This window comes from Alcaligenes phenolicus (assembly GCF_032063905.1).
In the GTDB taxonomy this organism is placed as follows: domain Bacteria; phylum Pseudomonadota; class Gammaproteobacteria; order Burkholderiales; family Burkholderiaceae_B; genus Alcaligenes; species Alcaligenes phenolicus.
The window spans coordinates 334,336-350,459 of record NZ_DAMBOE010000004.1 but is presented as its reverse complement, the minus strand read 5'-3'; the positions used below and the strand labels follow the sequence as shown (position 1 = coordinate 350,459).

Annotated in this window: 17 protein-coding genes; 10 read left to right on the top strand and 7 right to left on the bottom strand. The window is 55.9% G+C overall.

Annotation, left to right across the window (positions count from 1 at the left end; translation table 11 throughout):
- Positions 1-127 precede the first annotated feature (127 nt).
- Positions 128-769: a TetR/AcrR family transcriptional regulator gene (locus U2949_RS11265; RefSeq protein WP_266140666.1), complete on the bottom strand. Its 642-nt coding sequence runs from the start codon at positions 767-769 to the stop codon at positions 128-130.
- A 341-nt stretch (positions 770-1,110) separates the two neighbouring features.
- Between U2949_RS11265 and U2949_RS11260 the strand changes: the two genes are divergently transcribed.
- The gene (locus U2949_RS11260; RefSeq protein ID WP_321287771.1) at positions 1,111-2,421 is read left to right on the top strand and encodes an NAD(P)/FAD-dependent oxidoreductase; all 1,311 of its coding nucleotides are present in this window, start codon (positions 1,111-1,113) and stop codon (positions 2,419-2,421) included.
- Between the two features lie 32 nt (positions 2,422-2,453).
- Here the strand turns inward: U2949_RS11260 and smpB are convergent, their stop codons facing one another.
- Positions 2,454-2,918: an SsrA-binding protein SmpB gene (gene smpB / locus U2949_RS11255; protein WP_003799781.1), complete on the bottom strand. Its 465-nt coding sequence runs from the start codon at positions 2,916-2,918 to the stop codon at positions 2,454-2,456.
- Between the two features lie 59 nt (positions 2,919-2,977).
- On the opposite strand from smpB, the gene U2949_RS11250 reads away from it, so the two are divergent.
- The 5 genes from U2949_RS11250 (at position 2,978) to mmsB (ending at position 7,138) form a co-directional block, all read left to right on the top strand.
- Complete coding sequence (locus U2949_RS11250; protein WP_009454121.1) at positions 2,978-3,412, top strand: type II toxin-antitoxin system RatA family toxin; 435 nt, start codon at positions 2,978-2,980, stop codon at positions 3,410-3,412.
- A complete protein-coding gene (locus U2949_RS11245) occupies positions 3,405-3,758 on the top strand; it encodes an RnfH family protein (protein WP_321287768.1) in 354 nt (117 codons plus the stop codon). The genes U2949_RS11250 and U2949_RS11245 overlap by 8 nt, the downstream gene beginning before the upstream one ends.
- 152 nt (positions 3,759-3,910) lie before the next feature.
- A complete protein-coding gene (locus U2949_RS11240) occupies positions 3,911-5,059 on the top strand; it encodes an acyl-CoA dehydrogenase family protein (protein ID WP_321287766.1) in 1,149 nt (382 codons plus the stop codon).
- On the top strand, positions 5,056-6,183 hold the full coding sequence (locus U2949_RS11235) for an enoyl-CoA hydratase/isomerase family protein (RefSeq protein WP_257722586.1): 1,128 nt from the start codon (positions 5,056-5,058) through the stop codon (positions 6,181-6,183). The genes U2949_RS11240 and U2949_RS11235 overlap by 4 nt, the downstream gene beginning before the upstream one ends.
- Before the next feature lie 58 nt (positions 6,184-6,241).
- Positions 6,242-7,138, top strand: coding sequence for a 3-hydroxyisobutyrate dehydrogenase (gene mmsB, locus U2949_RS11230; RefSeq protein WP_026483274.1), 897 nt, complete (start codon positions 6,242-6,244; stop codon positions 7,136-7,138).
- Here the strand turns inward: mmsB and ygfZ are convergent.
- Positions 7,113-7,964: a CAF17-like 4Fe-4S cluster assembly/insertion protein YgfZ gene (ygfZ, locus tag U2949_RS11225; protein ID WP_321287763.1), complete on the bottom strand. Its 852-nt coding sequence runs from the start codon at positions 7,962-7,964 to the stop codon at positions 7,113-7,115. The genes mmsB and ygfZ overlap by 26 nt on opposite strands.
- 269 nt (positions 7,965-8,233) lie before the next feature.
- Here ygfZ and mltG point away from each other — a divergent pair, with 269 nt between their 5' ends.
- On the top strand, positions 8,234-9,241 hold the full coding sequence (mltG, locus tag U2949_RS11220) for an endolytic transglycosylase MltG (RefSeq protein ID WP_321287761.1): 1,008 nt from the start codon (positions 8,234-8,236) through the stop codon (positions 9,239-9,241).
- An 88-nt stretch (positions 9,242-9,329) separates the two neighbouring features.
- Here the strand turns inward: mltG and U2949_RS11215 are convergent, their stop codons facing one another.
- Entirely contained in the window at positions 9,330-10,139 is an 810-nt protein-coding gene (locus U2949_RS11215) for a deoxynucleotide monophosphate kinase family protein (RefSeq protein WP_026483271.1), read from the bottom strand.
- A 148-nt stretch (positions 10,140-10,287) separates the two neighbouring features.
- Between U2949_RS11215 and holB the strand changes: the two genes are divergently transcribed.
- The 3 genes from holB to U2949_RS11200 all read left to right on the top strand — a co-directional run bounded on the left by holB (position 10,288) and on the right by U2949_RS11200 (position 13,359).
- Positions 10,288-11,325 carry a DNA polymerase III subunit delta' gene (gene holB / locus U2949_RS11210; RefSeq protein ID WP_321287758.1) on the top strand — a complete coding sequence of 346 codons (1,038 nt, stop codon included), beginning with the start codon at positions 10,288-10,290 and terminating at the stop codon, positions 11,323-11,325.
- 17 nt (positions 11,326-11,342) lie between these two features.
- Entirely contained in the window at positions 11,343-12,113 is a 771-nt protein-coding gene (locus tag U2949_RS11205) for a TatD family hydrolase (protein WP_026483269.1), read from the top strand.
- A 349-nt stretch (positions 12,114-12,462) separates the two neighbouring features.
- Entirely contained in the window at positions 12,463-13,359 is an 897-nt protein-coding gene (locus U2949_RS11200; RefSeq protein ID WP_321287756.1) for an ankyrin repeat domain-containing protein, read from the top strand.
- 162 nt (positions 13,360-13,521) lie between these two features.
- Here U2949_RS11200 and U2949_RS11195 read toward each other — a convergent pair whose 3' ends face one another.
- From U2949_RS11195 to U2949_RS11185, 3 genes are all read right to left on the bottom strand, one after another.
- Positions 13,522-14,361, bottom strand: coding sequence for a DUF2789 family protein (locus tag U2949_RS11195; protein WP_321287755.1), 840 nt, complete (start codon positions 14,359-14,361; stop codon positions 13,522-13,524).
- A 167-nt stretch (positions 14,362-14,528) separates the two neighbouring features.
- Complete coding sequence (locus U2949_RS11190; RefSeq protein ID WP_321287752.1) at positions 14,529-15,320, bottom strand: RsiV family protein; 792 nt, start codon at positions 15,318-15,320, stop codon at positions 14,529-14,531.
- Between the two features lie 12 nt (positions 15,321-15,332).
- Entirely contained in the window at positions 15,333-16,031 is a 699-nt protein-coding gene (locus U2949_RS11185; protein ID WP_026483265.1) for a glutathione binding-like protein, read from the bottom strand.
- Positions 16,032-16,124 lie beyond the last annotated feature (93 nt).

Sequence of the window (16,124 nt, the reverse complement as noted above, 5' to 3'; positions counted from 1 at the left end):
CCGTCACCGCCCTGGATCGGGCGGCATGGATTCAGATTGTCTTGAAGGGTTCGCTGTCAGCTGTAGAGCATAAAGCCGGGAACCGTAGGGAGATGGCAATCAGCGGTTGCAGTCGATTGATACAGCCTTAGTTTGCTGTGTCGTTTTGATAAACGTGCAAGAACATATCCAGAATATGTTCGGTTTCGCTTTGAATGTGTTCTTCGCTCCAGGGCTCCATGGCGCCCATCAGCAGGAGAACGATTTCGCCTTCGCTCAGGCAGCGGAAGTGTTCCACCATCAATGCCGGGTCCAGCTTGCGCAAGGTGCCGCGTTCGATGTGGCGGGCAAAAAAGCACTGCACGCCGTCCCAGATCTGATCATCCAGCATCTCCATGAAGCGCTTGCCGATATCGCTGTGGCCACCTACAGAGACAACGATACGCAACAACTGGGCAGTTTGCTTGGAGTAAAGATTACGCAGCATGGGTAGCAAAAAGCGCTTCAGTTCTTCGCGAATATCGCCTTCGCAGTCCAGCTTGGTCAAGACCTGTTCGGTAAATTCCTGGGCGCCTGTTAGCAGGACGGCCAGCAAGAGGTCTTCTTTGGAGGGGAAGTAGTTGTAGAGTGTGCCCTTGGAGCCGCCTGCCAAGGCAGCGATTTGGGACATGGATGTGGCCTCAAAACCATTCTCGCGAAAAACCTCGGAAGCTACTTCCAGAATTTTGTCGCGGCGTTCGCGCCCTTTTCGAGTCGCGCGTTGGGATTTTCGGGGAACATCGTCGTGCATAATGGCAGGCAAAAAATAAGTGAATAGGACAAAGTCAGCATCATACCGTATCAATAGCTGCTGTGCTGCCGCTCTATTTCGATCGTTAAGGGCAAGCAAGACCAACCCCCTTGATTTTACGACATGCACTGCTGCTGGACCTATTTGTTTGCGCCAGTCTTTGATCTAAGGCCTATCAAAGCGCAAAAGAGCCACACATTCAGGTGGTAGCGCAGGGCGGCGCTTCTGAACGCGCCTGGCGGCGTCTACAGACCGCTATAGTCCTTATCTGTTTTGATTTAAAGTATAAGGCGGCGGTTCTGATACTCTCTTTGCTCAAGACAAATCCCAAGGAGTTCTGGATGTCTACTACGCAGTCGTATCAAGTGGTGATCGTGGGGGGCGGGGCAGGTGGCCTGGAGCTGGCTGCCAAATTAGGACGTCAGTTCGGGCGTCAGCATATCTTTCTGGTCGACAAGGATAGTGACCATATCTGGAAACCGTCTTTGCACGAGGTTGCCGCCGGCACCTTGGATATTCACCGCGAAGGGCTGTCGTATTTCATGCTGGCGCGTGACTGTGGCTTCACCTTTATCCAAGGTGAAATGACCGGTATAGACCGCGAGCAGCGCAGCATTACGCTGGCTCCTGTCCTGGGGCCCGATCATGAAGAAGTGTTCCCGGAACGCAGCCTGTCCTATGGCACCCTGGTGATGGCCGTCGGTAGCAAATCCAATTTCTTCAATACGCCTGGCACCCATGAACACGCGCTGGCCTTGGACTCGACCCATCAGGCCGAGCGTTTCCGTTTGAAGCTGCTCAATGAATTGATCAGTGTGACACGCCGCGCCCAGCGCGAACCAGGTGCGCCGCTGTACATCAATATTGTCGGGGGCGGGGCAACCGGGGTGGAATTGGCCGCCGAGTTGCTGGAAGCCCGTGCTGATTTAAGCATCTACAGCATTCCGGGCAGCAGTTCGGACCGCGAAGTGCGCATTACCTTGCTGGAAGGCGCCGATCGCATTCTGTCTGCCTTGCCGCCCAAGCTGTCCGCTACCGCTCAAAGCCTGCTGGAGCAGCGTGGCGTAGCGGTACGGACCTCGGTGCGGGTCAGCCGTCTGGCGGCGGATCATATCGAGGATGTGAACGGAGGCCAATATCCCAATGATTTGTGCGTTTGGGCGGCGGGGATTGAAGCGCCTGCCTTTTTGGGCCAGTTGGGTTTGCCCGTCAACCGCATCAATCAGCTGGTGCTCGATTCCTGTCTTTCCACGCCCGACCCGTATATCTGGGCCTTGGGCGACTGCGCACAAGTGCCCTGGGACAAGGAAGGTCAGTTCCTGCCTGCACGTGCCCAGGTCGCGCACCAGCAAGCCAGTTACTTGCGCAAACGTCTGGCCGCTCGTATCCAGGGCAAGCCTGTGGATGAAGCACCCTTTGTCTATAAGGATTACGGCTCGCTGGTTTCCGTGGGCCACAGCCGTGGGGTAGGGAGCCTGATGGGGGTCTTGTCCGGCAAGAGCTGGTTTGTGGAAGGTTTGCTGGCTCGCATCATGTACATGAGCCTGCACCTGATGCACCACATGGCGATTTTGGGGGTTGCGCGAACGGCAACCTTGGCTTTGGGCCGCTTGCTCAGCAAACGGGCCGCCCCTCGTGTTAAATTACATTGAGATTTGGAACAAAACGGGCTTTTTAGCCCGTTTTATTCATTCGTCTTACGGCGGGTGTCGTGTTTCATCAAGCGTTCTTGTTCGCGCTTCCAGTCTTTGTCGCGGGAAACATCACGTTTATCGTGCAGTTTTTTACCGCGTCCCAGACCGAAGTCCAGCTTGATACGACCTTTCTTGTAGTGGAGGTTCAGGGGAACCAGGGCGTAACCACGTTGTTCAACCTTGCCGATCAGCTTGCTGATTTCCTCGGCTTTGAGCAGCAGTTTACGGGTACGAGTGGCATCGGGCCGGATATGGGTGGACGCTGTCGGCAAAGCGCTGACGTGCATCCCTAAAATAAACAGCTCGCCCTCGCGTACGATGACATAGCTTTCTTTGAGCTGAACATGCCCAGCTCGGATCGCCTTGACCTCCCAACCCTCCAGGACCAGACCGGCCTCAAAGCGCTCTTCGATAAAATATTCGTGGGTAGCCTTGCGATTATCAACAATACTCATGAATTAATTGCCAACCATAGATTGTAAAATCAGAACATTCTATCTATTAACCAGACCTGATGCATACAGTAAAACGCTCCGTCCTCCTTCCTTATAGCTGCGAACAGATGTTTGACCTGGTTGCAGAGGTGGAAAAATACCCTGAATTCATGCCGTGGTGCGGTGGCGCCAGTGTCAACCAGCGCGACGAAAAGGGGATGGAAGCCTCGGTTACCATCAGCATTGCGGGTATTCGCCAAACCTTCACCACACGTAACGAACACGATTATCCCAATCGAATTGTCTTGCGCCTGGTCAAAGGGCCATTCTCGGCATTGACGGGGGATTGGCAGTTTACTCCTTTGGGCGAAGACGGTTGCAAGATCGTGTTCACCATGGAGTACGAGTTCTCCAGCCGCGCGCTGGAAATGGTGGTCGGTCCCATCTTTAACCGCGTTGCCAACAGCTTTATCGACTCCTTCACCCGCCGTGCCCAAGAGGTCTACGGTGACTGAATTATCCGTCAGCGTGATTGTGGCTACCCAGGCGCAGGTCTGGAAAGCCGCCCTGCGTTTGCCTGCGGGCAGTTGTGTACGTGATGCCCTGTTAAAAGCTGGCATTGCCGAAGGCCTGCGTGAATGCAGCTTGCCGCCGCTGGACGATGAACAGGGACTGGACGGGCTGCACGTCGGTGTCTACGGCCAGCGCTGCCAGCTGGACCAACTCTTGCGGGATCAGGACCGGGTAGAAGTCTATCGCGAGCTGGTCTTTGACCCCATGGATTCCCGCCGGCGACGTTATGCGCACAAGCTGGCCGCCCGCGCTGCCGCCAGACCCCGGCGCAAACCCGCTCGCGCCTAGTTCGTCTGCGCCTGATCATCAGGCCGCTACTTTCAGCTAGACTGTCGCCTCCCGCCTTGCACTGCCCCCCCCTATGAAACGGCTGATTGTCATCAGCACGACAACTAAAGGGGGCGGCACGCATTATGGTGGGTGAAAATAAGGAGACAGACATGATACTGACAGACGATCAGAACGCTTTTGCGCAAGCGGCTCGCGAGTTTGCACAAGGGGAACTGGCACCGCATGCGGCGCGTTGGGATGAGGAACAGGTTTTCCCGATCGAGGCGTTCCGTAAAGCCGGTGAGTTGGGTTTTTGCGGCTTGTATGCCCCGGAATCCATCGGCGGCCTGGGCCTGGGGCGTCTGGAGTCCAGCCTGGTGTTCGAAGAAATGGCGGCTGTTGATCCCTCGACCACCGCGTTTCTGACTATCCACAATATGGTTACCTGGATGGTCGGCACCTGGGGCACGGACGAGGTCAAATCCCAATGGGGCGAATTGCTGAGCAGTGGCCAGAAACTGGGCTCTTACTGTTTGACCGAACCGGGCGCAGGCTCGGATGCCGCCTCGCTGGGGACACGTGCCGAGCGTGATGGCGACGACTACCTGATCAGCGGCAGCAAAGCCTTTATCTCCGGTGCCGGAGACACGGACTTGTTGGTAGTTATGGCTCGTACCGGAGGGGATGGCGCAAAGGGGATTTCCGCTTTTGCCGTACCTGCCGATGCCGCCGGTATCACCTACGGTCGTAAAGAATTGAAGATGGGCTGGAATAGTCAGTCCACACGGGGCATTACCTTTGAGCGTGTGCGTGTTCCTGCCTCGGCCATGCTGGGCCAGGAGGGCGAGGGCTTCAAACTGGCCATGAAGGGCCTGGACGGTGGGCGCATCAATATTGCCTGCTGCTCGGTAGGAGCCGCCCAGGGTGCTTATGATGCTGCCCGCCAATATATGCAGGAGCGCCGCCAGTTCGGCAAGCATCTGGACCAGTTCCAGGCTCTGCAATTCAAGTTGTCCGACATTCTGACCAGCGTGGTTGCCGCCCGCCAAATGGTGCGCCTGGCCGCTTCGCACCTGGATGCCGGTAGCAGTCAGGCCAGCACCTACTGCGCCATGGCAAAGCGTATGGCCACGGATCTGGGTTTTCAGGCCTGCGTGGATGCACAACAGCTCTTTGGCGGTTATGGTTACCTGAAGGATTATCCTGTTGAGCGACTGGTGCGCGATACTCGGGTGCACCAGATTCTGGAAGGCACAAACGAGATCATGCGTGTCATCATTGCACGACAAATCATAGATCTTGGAGCTGATATTCGATGACGGATTCTGTTTTGTTTGATCGCCTGCCCGGCCAGAACGGAAAGGCGATTGGTGTTGCTACGCTGAACCGCCCGCAAGCCCTGAATGGGCTTAATTTGGAGATGTGCCAGCTGCTGTTCAAGCAGTTTCAGGAATGGGCGCAGGATTCCAGTATTGCCATGATCGTGTTGCATGGTGCCGGCGAAAAGGCCCTGTGTGCCGGGGGCGATCTGCATTCGCTGTATGCCTCCATGCAAAAGAACCAGGGTGGTTCGGCCTGGGATAACGAGTACGCCCGCGAATTCTTCGATGTGGAATACCGCCTGGATTATCTGATCCACACCTTCCCAAAACCTATCCTGTGCTGGGGTGACGGGATTGTAATGGGTGGGGGCGTGGGCTTGTTCAACGGTGCCAGCCATCGTGTGGTGACCGATACCACGCGTTTTGCCATGCCCGAGATCTCCATTGGCCTGTTCCCCGATGTAGGTGGCACCTGGATGCTGTCACATCTGCCTGCGGGTATCGGCCATTTCCTGGCACTGAGCGGCGCGCAAATCCACGCCTCGGATTGCTTGTTCCTGGGCTTGGCCGATGCCTACTTGCCACGGGTGCATTTCGATGCCTTGCTCAAGGCCTTGCAAGCCACGAACTGGTCTGATGAACGTGACGCTCGTGATAGCAGCGTGCATCAGGTCCTGCGTAGTCTGGCAGAGGGCGCTCGCCCCGATACCGGCCCGCTGGAGCAAAACTACGCCATGCTGCGTGATGTCTGCGCCAGTCGTGAGTTTGAACGCATTACACAGGCTCTGCAGCAGTGGCAGGACAGTGCCGACCCCTGGCTGTCCCGTGCCGCACAGACCTTCGCCAAAGGTGCTCCAGGTTCGGCTCGTTTGTCCTTTGAACTGCTGGAGCGTGTACACCACCTGTCTTTGGCTGATGTCTTCCGCCTGGAATACATTGTGTCGCTGCAATGTGGCGTACAGGGTGACTTCCAGGAAGGCATACGCGCACTGCTAATTGATAAAGACAAACAGCCACGCTGGAACCCGGCCTCGCTGGAACAGGCTGATGCCCGCTGGGTGGAACGTTTTTTTGTTCCCGCCTGGCCCGCAGAAACGACTCATCCCTTGGCTGACCTGTGATCCAGGCAGACCGCTGCGGCGCCTGACGGCGCCGTTTTCATAATGACGAGGAGACAAAATGAGTAACACAATTGCATTTATCGGGCTGGGCCATATGGGCAAACCCATGGCGCTGAATCTGCTCAAAGCCGGCCATAGCCTGAAGGTCTTTGACCTGAATGCAGAAGCCATGAAGGAGCTGCAGGCAGCGGGGGCGCAAGTGGGCGAGTCGGCGGTGCAGATCGCCAAAGACGCGCAGATGGTCTTTACCATGCTGCCTGCTGGCCGCCACGTTCGTCAGGTTTACGAGGGCGAGAACGGCTTGTTGCAGGCCGTGGCCCCCGGCACAGTGCTGGTCGATTGCAGCACGATTGATGCTCAAACCAGCCAGGATCTGGCGGCCAAGGCGGCCAAGCTGGGTCTGTTGATGCTGGATGCGCCTGTTTCCGGTGGTACTGGCGGCGCAATGGCCGGCACCTTGACCTTTATGGTCGGGGGCGAGGATCCAGCGCTGGAAAAGGCGCGTCCTTACCTGGAAGCCATGGGCAAGAACATTTTTCATGCTGGTAAAGCCGGTGCGGGCCAGGTTGCCAAGATTTGCAACAATATGCTCTTGGGGATTTTGATGGCGGGTACCGCCGAGGCCCTGGCTCTGGGCGTTGCTCACGGTCTGGACCCGGCAGTGCTATCGTCCATCATGGCGCGCAGCTCCGGCCGTAACTGGGCGACCGAACTGTACAACCCCTGGCCTGGCGTGATGCCGGATGTACCGGCTTCGCGTGATTATCAGGGTGGGTTTGCAACAGGTTTGATGCTGAAAGATCTGGGTTTGGCGGCCGATGCAGCCGTGAGCCAAAACAGTGCGACACCGTTAGGCGAACTGGCCCGTAACCTGTTCGCCTTGCATGCCGCACAGGGTCAGAATGCAGGGCTGGATTTCTCCAGCATTCTTAATTTGTACCGTCAGAAGAGCTAAGTTCTGGCAGAGCGTAGGGCAGGGGCTGCAATTCCAGCGCCTGTCCTTGCTCCAGTTGAAACTGGCCTTGTTCCAGGTCCGCCAGTACCACTTCCATCAAGACATACAGACGCTGCTGCTCGGCTTGCCAGGCGCGGTTGATAATGCGCGCAGCCGCAACCGGCTCTGCGCCTTGCGAGACCAGGAGCACATCGGCGGCTTCCTGCACCTGTGGTGCCGTGTCCAGAATGGCGCTGCGGGCGGCCATCATGCGGCGCTTGATCGTGCCTCGATAGTGGCTGCGTGCCACCACTTCCTGGCCGGGATAGCAGCCTTTCTTGAAGTTGATGCCGTCGATCAGGTCCAGGTTCAGAGTCTGGGGAATGAACAGATCCTGCGTGTCGGCGCTGATCCAGGGCAAGCCCGCCAAAATATCCGCCGTTTCCCAACGACCCTCAGAAGCCTGAGCGTTCGTATCCTGCTGGGGAGAAATCCGCCAGTAGCGATTCAAGCCGCCCAGCTCGCCGGGGGCTTGTATTAAGGTGTCGTCACCATCGCGCTGCAAATTCCAGACCGCTTGAGCAGCGGATTGATCCGCTACACCGTAAACCTGCAACTCGGCCAGACTGATCGTCACCTTGCTGCGCAGCACGAACATGCGCAGGCGCTTGATCAGGGCCTCGCTCAGGTCACGGCGCACCAGGGCATAGACGGTCTCGTCCTGTTCGCGCCACAAGACCATGGTCGCCAAACTGCGACCTTTGGCGGTGCAATAGGCCGCGATGCAGGCGCGGTCGGCTGCCAGATGCTCCAAATCATTGCTGACTTGAGCATGGAGAAAGGACACGGCATCGGCTCCCTGAAACTGGAGGACGCACAAATCAGGCAGGGCGAAAGAGGAGGGGGCTGGCATTCCGGTCATGGCTGAGCGAAAAAAATAAATTTAAACATCAATGATACCGTGTGTGAGGCCGGTTTCAGGGGCATATCCCCGCTGGGATCAGGGCATGAGCTGGATAGAGCAAGCCGGTAGCGCGGGCCTGTCCCGGTTTCTGTGTTTGACTGTGACACATATTCAGGAATATGCCGCCTTATTCTGATTACAATAGCGCTCGCATGAAAAAAACTGTCAAGATCTTCTCTACCCTGTTGGGCCTTTTGGTGGTGGCCGCCTGTGTAATAGCGGGTGGCGCCTGGTATTGGGCCAAGAAGCAGCCCGTGACCATGAGCGCTGAGCGCATCGACTATGTGGTGCCTGCAGGCTCTGGCCCCCGTGCGATTGCACGCAGCATGCAGCAGGCCGGGATCGATATTCAGGAAGATGCTTTTGTCTGGATGGCGCGTCTCTCTGGCCTGGATACCTCCTTGCAAGCGGGGGCCTACGAGGCCGTGCGTGGTGATACGCCATGGATGGTGATGGAGCGCATGTCCAGCGGCAATATGCTGCAAACCCGTCTGACCATTCCTGAGGGCTGGACCTATCAACGCATTCGCGAGACGCTGGCGAGCAATCCGCAGGTTCGCCAAACCTTGAGTGATATCAGTGATGCCGACTTGCTGCAGCGTTTTGGCTTGGACGCTGTACATCCTGAAGGTCTGTTCTATCCCGATACCTACGTTTTTGTACCGGGTACGGCAGATGTGGATATCCTGAGGCGCGGGTTTCAGGCTCAACAGGAACTGCTGGAACAGCTATGGGCGGATCGGGATGCGGATTTGCCCTTGAAGACGCCATACGAGGCCTTGATCATGGCCTCTATCGTGGAGCGCGAGACTGGCCACAGTCAGGATAGAGCGCGTGTAGCCGGGGTGTTCATGAACCGTTTGCGCGTAGGCATGCCATTGCAGACAGACCCAACGGTTATTTACGGCATGGGTTCAGCCTATGACGGCCGTATTCGCAAGCGTGATCTGACGACGGATACCCCCTGGAACACCTATACGCGCAATGGTTTGCCTCCTACGCCGATTGCCAGTCCGGGCAAGGCCTCCTTGATGGCGACCCTGCATCCGGAAAAGCATAATTTCTACTACTTTGTGTCGCGTGGGGATGGAACCAGCGAGTTCTCGACGAATCTGGCTGCACATAATCGAGCCGTCGCCAAATATATTCTGAAGCGTTAAAGCACTCAGGCCCCATCTGGGGCCTGAGTGCTTTTTGGAGACGGCCTGGTGGCGCTTGTATGGCTGAACGCTATCCGAGGCCAAGGAATCAAAGCGTCAAACCGTGTCGTTGCGTGAACCCCGCCCACAAGTCATGGACTTTGCTGGATAGTTCGTCCAGGCCCGCATCATTGCGAATCAGATAGTCCTGGGGCGCGCGCTCAACACCCCATTCGGAAGAGTGCTGGCTGATCACCGGATTGCCGGGGCGTTCGATATGCCAGATCTCCCCACCATGTTCACGGATGAAATTGGCCTCGTTTTCGTAACGAATGTCTTTAATCAGCAAACAACGGGCCTGACTCATATCAGGAAGCTGGTGGCTGGGCAGCAACAGGGGCAAGGTTTGGCGACGCTGCTCGTAATCCGGGTATTCGGCCAGAACCTGATTGCGCAGATGTTCAGCCGCCTGGCGCGGGCTCAACCCCCAAAAGGCATCCACATGATTCGCCTGCTCATCATCCAGGTGCTCAGGCACCATGCCGTAAATCGCGGCCAGAGCCAGTGCCCAGACTGAGTAGTCCTGAATGTTCCTGCTTAAGGGGGCGCCCGGTCCAAACTCCAGCACATGCTGGGCGCGGCGTAGCCAGTGATCGGGATCGCGCTGGCGCATCCAGTCCGTTCCCAGTAGCTGGAAACACTGTCTGGGGGAGCGCTGCCACAGGGCAATAGGCACTTCTTTCAGGCTGTCGTCTGTCCAGGCCTGGGCCGGACTTAGACCAAACAGCACTTCACAGCCCATTTTCACGGGGTCCGCCAAGGCATAGGCAGCCAATAAGGGGTTTTGTGCCAGTAGCAGATTGGCGACAGTATCTTTGCCTGAACGCGCTTTGGCGGCCAGCCCGATCAATAAGCTCACTTCATCATCCTTGGTAGTGGAGCAGGCATTTTACCGGTTCATATTACAATGTGCGCTGAGCTGTTCAAGCGGGGGCGATTGCCTGGTCTTTCCTGCGTGAATCAGGCTTTTTGATGTGCAACCTTGAGGCAATACGGTGTCTGACAGTTTGACTTTTCTACCTTGGCAAATCGCGACCGCCCAAAATTGGCTGGGCAATCAGGAGCGTTTTGCCCATGCCTGGCTGATCCACGGTCTGCCGGGCATCGGCAAGAAGCAATTCGCCCGTGCGGCTGCCGCCAGTTTATTGTGCGACCAGCCGGTGCAGGGTCTGGCTTGTGGCCACTGTCAGGCCTGTCAGTGGGTGCGGGGGGGAAATCACCCGGACTTGCGCCTGCTGCGCCCGGATGCGGTTGCGCTGGAGGAGCAGGGGCCAGACACCCAGGAAGGGGACTTGGCCAAAGAGTCGGCTGCCCGTAAAAATCCTTCCCGGGAAATCCGGGTGGAGCAATTACGCCAGTTGCAGCACTGGTTCAATACGGCCACTCATAGAGGCGGGTGGCGAGTGGCGGTGCTCTATCCGGCTCAGGCTCTGAATCTGGTATCGGCCAATGCCTTGCTGAAGGTGCTGGAAGAACCTGCGGACCGCACGGTTTTTCTGCTGGTAGCCGATGCGCCAGATCGGCTGTTGCCTACACTGGTATCGCGTTGCCGCCGTTTGCCTTTGCCCGCACCGGATGCTCAACAATCGGTGCAATGGCTGGAGCAACAAGGGGTGGATCAAGCCTCGGACTGGTTGGCTGCCTGGGGTGGTGCACCACTAAAAGCGTTAAGCGCCAGCCAGGATATGAATGCACCGTGCCCCGATTGGTTAAGCGTCTGGATGGATGGGGTACTGAAAGCGGGTCGAGAGGCGGACCTGTCCTTGGCCGATACGCTGGAAAAACTGCCCGCCCAAGAGTGGATTGATCATTGGCAACGCTTGTTTGTCGATATTCAGCTGGGTGGCTTTGCTCAACCGGCGCGTTACTATCCTTCCCTGCAAAAGCGTATTGATGCCTTGGCAGCCCAATCCAACACCACAGCGGTGACGGAAGCCCTGAAGTGGCTGGTGCAGCAAAAGAGGCTGGGGAATCATCCGCTCAATGCTAAATTGTTTATTCATCATGCCCTGGACCGTTTGCACCAGGCATGTCGTCGTGTCTAAAAAAGTACCGTCTAATCATGTTTGTTGATTCGCATTGCCATCTTAATTTCCCTGAACTTGCTGAAAATCTGGACGACATCCTGGACAAGATGCGCCAGAACCAGGTGGGTTGTGCGCTGGTGGTCAGCGTGGATATGGACGACTGGCCCGGTTTGATGGAGCTGGTGCGTCCCCACGGCCATTTGTTTGCCTCGGTGGGTGTGCATCCGGATTATGAGAAAGTCACCGAGCCGACGGTCGCAGAACTGCTCAAGCATGCTCAAGACCCTAAAGTCGTGGCGATTGGGGAGACCGGTCTGGACTATTACCGCTTGCAAGAGCCTCTGGATTGGCAGCGCGCGCGTTTCCGTACCCATATCCGTGCCAGCCGTGAATCGGGCCTGCCTTTGATCATCCACACCCGCTCGGCCAGTGAAGACACCATTGCCATCATGCGTGAAGAGCAGGCGCAGATTGCCGGGGGCGTGATGCACTGTTTTACTGAGACCTGGGAAGTGGCACAAGCGGCTTTGGATCTGAATTTCTACATTTCCTTCTCCGGGATTGTGACCTTCAAGAGCGCTACCCAGCTGCAGGATGTGGCGCAACGCGTGCCGCTGGATCGTCTGCTGATCGAAACGGACTCGCCGTTTTTGGCTCCCGTGCCGTATCGTGGCAAAACCAATAATCCTTCCCTGGTCATTCATGTGGCCGAGAAGATTGCGGAGCTTCGTGGGATATCGGTAAAGGAAGTTGAAGAGGCTAGCGCAGAGAATTTCTTCAAATTATTCAGTAAGGTACAGATTTAAATTAATCTTGTTTAGAGGTTATGGTAAGGCTTTTGTGACTGTTTGAGCCAAGACTCAGGATTTTGGACAAGGGCTACTTAAAGTTGATTTAAAGCTTTAGGAAAATGATTTAACTCGTTGATTTTCAGAGTAAAAATAGAAATTTACTTGATTTTTTCTGTCTTTTAGGCCTGGTTTATATTCAATTGGAATGTTTAGTTTTTGTTAATAATCAATAACTTATTGATCATTCTTAAACCTGCTTATAGTTAAATGCTTCCCGCTTTGATAGAGAGAAGCAACGCCTGAAGCGGCATCTATCTGTACTTTCATAACCTGATAAAGCACTTTATGAAAAGGATTTAATAGCATGATTTTTAAAAGAAAAATACCCAATAAAACCATCCTTTTCGTGGTGCTTCCTTTGGCCTTTCTGCTGTCAGCCCCTGTGTCGGCGCAGGAACCGGAGCTTGAGAGCCGAAATTGGTATTTGGCGCTGGAAAATGACCGACCCAATATCATCGAGCAGGAGTTCATCAAGGGGGCGAACCCCAACGCAGTCGATTCCAAGGGCAATCCTTCCTTGATGCTGGCGATACGCAACAAGTCCTGGAAAGTGGTGGACACTTTGCTGGCTAACCGTCAAACCAATGTGAACATCGAGAACGAGGCCCGCGAAACCCCCATGATGTATCTGGCCCTGATGGGGGAGACCGCTCGTTTGCGTGATCTGCAAGCACGAGGTGGGCAGGTGAATCGGGTGGGCTGGTCACCTTTGCACTATGCCGCTTCCAAAGGACATGAAGAGACGGTGCGCTATCTGCTGTCTCAGAAAGCGATTGTGAATGCACCTGCACCAGACGGGACCAGCCCCTTGATGATGGCTGCCTTGTCGGGCAAACGGGCTGTAGTCGATGTGTTATTGGCAGCGGGTGCTGATCCGAGTATGCAAAATGCCCAAGGCCTGAGTCCGGCAGACTGGGCTCGTTCGGCCAATCATGAACAATTGGCCAGTTATCTGGATCAAGCTGTCGCTCGTAAAGCGGCCGCTGCACCAGCCGCAGCCGGGACTTATTCCGGTGGAGCGGTAGAGACCTATGGCGTGCCAGAGCGGGTAGAGCAGCCTGATCTGAATCGGGTGCAGACGGTGACGGTAGAGCCCGAGCCGGCTCCTGCAGCAGACAGTTCCAGCTCGAAACCTGCTTCGTCCAGCAGTACCAGTCGCTATTTTGACCTGGATCGTTTCGACAAGCCTGTACAGCCTTAAGTCTGGTGCGGGATACAAAAAGGAGCCTTGAAGGCTCCTTTTTTGTTGCGGCGATAATCGGGAATGGTTGTAGTGATACTGATTTCTTGCACTGCATTCCAATTTGTGGTGACTGAGTATCTCTATAGGCAGGAAACCTAAACCCTTTTTATCTATTGCCGCTTAATTGCCCTTTTCTTGCGCCTTGGCCATATGGGAGGCATGCACAAAGGTCTGGAAGCCTTGAAGGTAGTTGCTCAGCATTTTCTGAATATTCTCATCTTGCAGTTTGCCTTCCGCATCAAAGGAATTCTGCGCACGAGACACCAGCAAAGAACCGCCGCTGTACAGGGACACGCCCAGCATTTTCAGCGTAGGTAACCAGGCTGCCTGGGAGGAAATCGTGCCAAATCCCCCCATGGAAGCGCCGATCAGTCCGGTAATACGGCCCGAGAAGATGGCCTTCATGTCCGTGCGGGACAGCCAGTCGATCCCGTTCTTGAACACACCGGGTACGCCATTGTTGTATTCCGGGGTAACCAGCAAGAGAGCATCGGCGTTCAGGATCTTTTCTTTCAAGGCCAGTACGGCTTCTGGAATGCCGTCCTTGCTCTCGACATCGCCGTCATACAGGGGGATGCCGTGTAGGGTGGCGACTTCAATCGCCATGCCTTGGGGAGCCAGGGCTTGCGCGGCGTGTGCCAAAGCGGTGTTGAAGGAGCTTTGACGCAGGCTGCCTGATAAAGCCAGAACGCGGCAAGGGCCGGACAGATTCACCACGCCAGTCGTTTGACGCAGGGCCTCGCTTAACTGGTCAATGATCTGGATCCATTCCGGGGAATCCTGGAGTCGTTTTTCCCGAATGAACTCGGCTTGAGACTCGTTCCAGAAGGGAGCGTCAGCCAGCAGCACGTCATTGGGCAAAGGGCGGTGTTTTTCCAGAAAGCTGGCAATCGCCTCGGGGGTGTTGGGTAGACCCAGTTGAGCAAACAGGTCGTGAAAGCGGAACAAGTTATCAGACATGGTGGTAGGGGCGCTTGAAAGAGGGGATGATCGGACGCTAAGGGCGGGCGCGGCTCCAGCATGTATGGCTAAAGGTTCCGGGCTTTGAGTAGCGCAAAAAAAAATACTGTTTTTATTAACAGGCAGTCTGATATGCGCTGCCTGTCTATTTACGGTGACCCAAACGCTTAATTGGCGGGCAGGTAGTCAGGACGTAGAATGCCACGCAGTTCCGAGTAGGGCAGCAGGAGCTCTGGCTGACCGAAGGAGTACGGGGCGACCTCGTACGGGTTGTATTTCACCAGCAGGCCCTGATCGGTCAGGGCAATGTTCTGGGCGGGCTGGAAGGGCCACATTCTGTCCCAACCGGCTCGGTCTTCACGTGCCTCACTCAGGCCGGAAACCCAGTTGTTGTGCGCCTGGCGTACCAATTCCTGGAAAGGTTTGATCTTGCCGGGGGCAATAATCCGGTCCAGAGGCAAAGCGGTCTTCAGGCGATTATCCCAATTGATGAACTGGGTTGCCGTAATGCCGTGAGCCGCACCCGTCATGTAGATGCCCGAGCTTAGCTCTAGGACCGTCAGATCCCGGTTACGGTAGCGCGTACGGGCGGATAAATGCACTTCGTCACGATTATTGGCGGTAGCCCAGTAGTAGTTCTCGAATTCTTTCAAACCGCGATAGCCAGGATGGCGGTCAGAGATAACCGTCATATGAGCCAGGCTTTCATCGACCAACTTGGTCAGCTCGGCGTTGCCGGGGAAAATCAGAGATTTCACCTCCAGGCGCGGGCATTCACCGGTACAGCCTGGCTTGACGTGCTTGTAGTCCAGGGGCTGGGTAAAAACGCCATCTTTTTCAGTCTGATCCTGGGTTTGCGTTGGAATCAGGGAGATATTGCTAGGCGTGCTCGAACACGCAGACAGAGCCATGGCTGTCAGGCCAATAAGCAGCAGCTGATAGGGGCGCTGTAAGGTCATGAGATCGTAGTCCTATCGGATAGTTTTGGAATCTTGGCCAAAGAGGATTTGACGGGCCTTGTCGTCATGGACGGGCGAGCCGGGGTTGATCTGTTCGACCAAAGCATAGGCACGCTCAGTTGCGGGACGCGCGCCAATACGCTCAAACCAACGCTTCAGATGCGGGAAGTCGTCCAGGTTCTGGCTTTGACGCTGGTGGGAGACAATCCAGGGGTAGCTGGCCATGTCGGCAATGGAGTAGTCCCCAGCAATAAAGTCGCGCTGCTCCAGATGTTTGTTCAGCACGCCGTAGAGACGGCCAGTCTCACGCACATAGCGGTCGATGGCGTACTCGATTTTGACGGGTGCATAGACATTGAAGTGGTGGTTCTGGCCTGCCATGGGGCCCAGGCCACCCATTTGCCAGTACAGCCACTGCAAGGTTTCGGTACGCACTCGCAAATCGGTCGACAGGAACTGGCCGGTTTTCTCTGCCAGATATTGCAGGATGGCGCCGGACTCGAACAGGGAGATAGGTTCGCCACCGTCTTGCGGAGCCTGGTCAACAATGGCGGGAATGCGATTATTGGGGGCGATACGCAGGAATTCAGGTTTGAATTGATCGCCTTGGCCAATATTGATGGGGTGGATGGTGTATGGCAGACCGGACTCTTCCAGAAACATCGTGATTTTATGTCCGTTGGGAGTGGTCCAGTAATACAGGTCGATCATGTGTTCTCCTGGCTAAGTGAAGACGCTGGCCTGTCTGCAGCAAGCTACCCAGATGACGTATCCGGCGGCGCTGGGCTACTATTGTTCGCCTGA

Excerpts from the sequence above, each read along its gene's own strand:
- U2949_RS11265 (WP_266140666.1), bottom strand. The coding sequence starts at position 769 with ATGCACGACGATGTTCCCCGAAAATCCCAACGCGCGACTCGAAAAGGG.
- U2949_RS11260 (WP_321287771.1), top strand. The coding sequence starts at position 1,111 with ATGTCTACTACGCAGTCGTATCAAGTGGTGATCGTGGGGGGCGGGGCA.
- smpB (WP_003799781.1), bottom strand. The coding sequence starts at position 2,918 with ATGAGTATTGTTGATAATCGCAAGGCTACCCACGAATATTTTATCGAA.
- U2949_RS11250 (WP_009454121.1), top strand. The coding sequence starts at position 2,978 with ATGCATACAGTAAAACGCTCCGTCCTCCTTCCTTATAGCTGCGAACAG.
- U2949_RS11240 (WP_321287766.1), top strand. The coding sequence starts at position 3,911 with ATGATACTGACAGACGATCAGAACGCTTTTGCGCAAGCGGCTCGCGAG.
- U2949_RS11235 (WP_257722586.1), top strand. The coding sequence starts at position 5,056 with ATGACGGATTCTGTTTTGTTTGATCGCCTGCCCGGCCAGAACGGAAAG.
- mmsB (WP_026483274.1), top strand. The coding sequence starts at position 6,242 with ATGAGTAACACAATTGCATTTATCGGGCTGGGCCATATGGGCAAACCC.
- mltG (WP_321287761.1), top strand. The coding sequence starts at position 8,234 with ATGAAAAAAACTGTCAAGATCTTCTCTACCCTGTTGGGCCTTTTGGTG.
- U2949_RS11205 (WP_026483269.1), top strand. The coding sequence starts at position 11,343 with ATGTTTGTTGATTCGCATTGCCATCTTAATTTCCCTGAACTTGCTGAA.
- U2949_RS11200 (WP_321287756.1), top strand. The coding sequence starts at position 12,463 with ATGATTTTTAAAAGAAAAATACCCAATAAAACCATCCTTTTCGTGGTG.
- U2949_RS11195 (WP_321287755.1), bottom strand. The coding sequence starts at position 14,361 with ATGTCTGATAACTTGTTCCGCTTTCACGACCTGTTTGCTCAACTGGGT.
- U2949_RS11190 (WP_321287752.1), bottom strand. The coding sequence starts at position 15,320 with ATGACCTTACAGCGCCCCTATCAGCTGCTGCTTATTGGCCTGACAGCC.
- U2949_RS11185 (WP_026483265.1), bottom strand. The coding sequence starts at position 16,031 with ATGATCGACCTGTATTACTGGACCACTCCCAACGGACATAAAATCACG.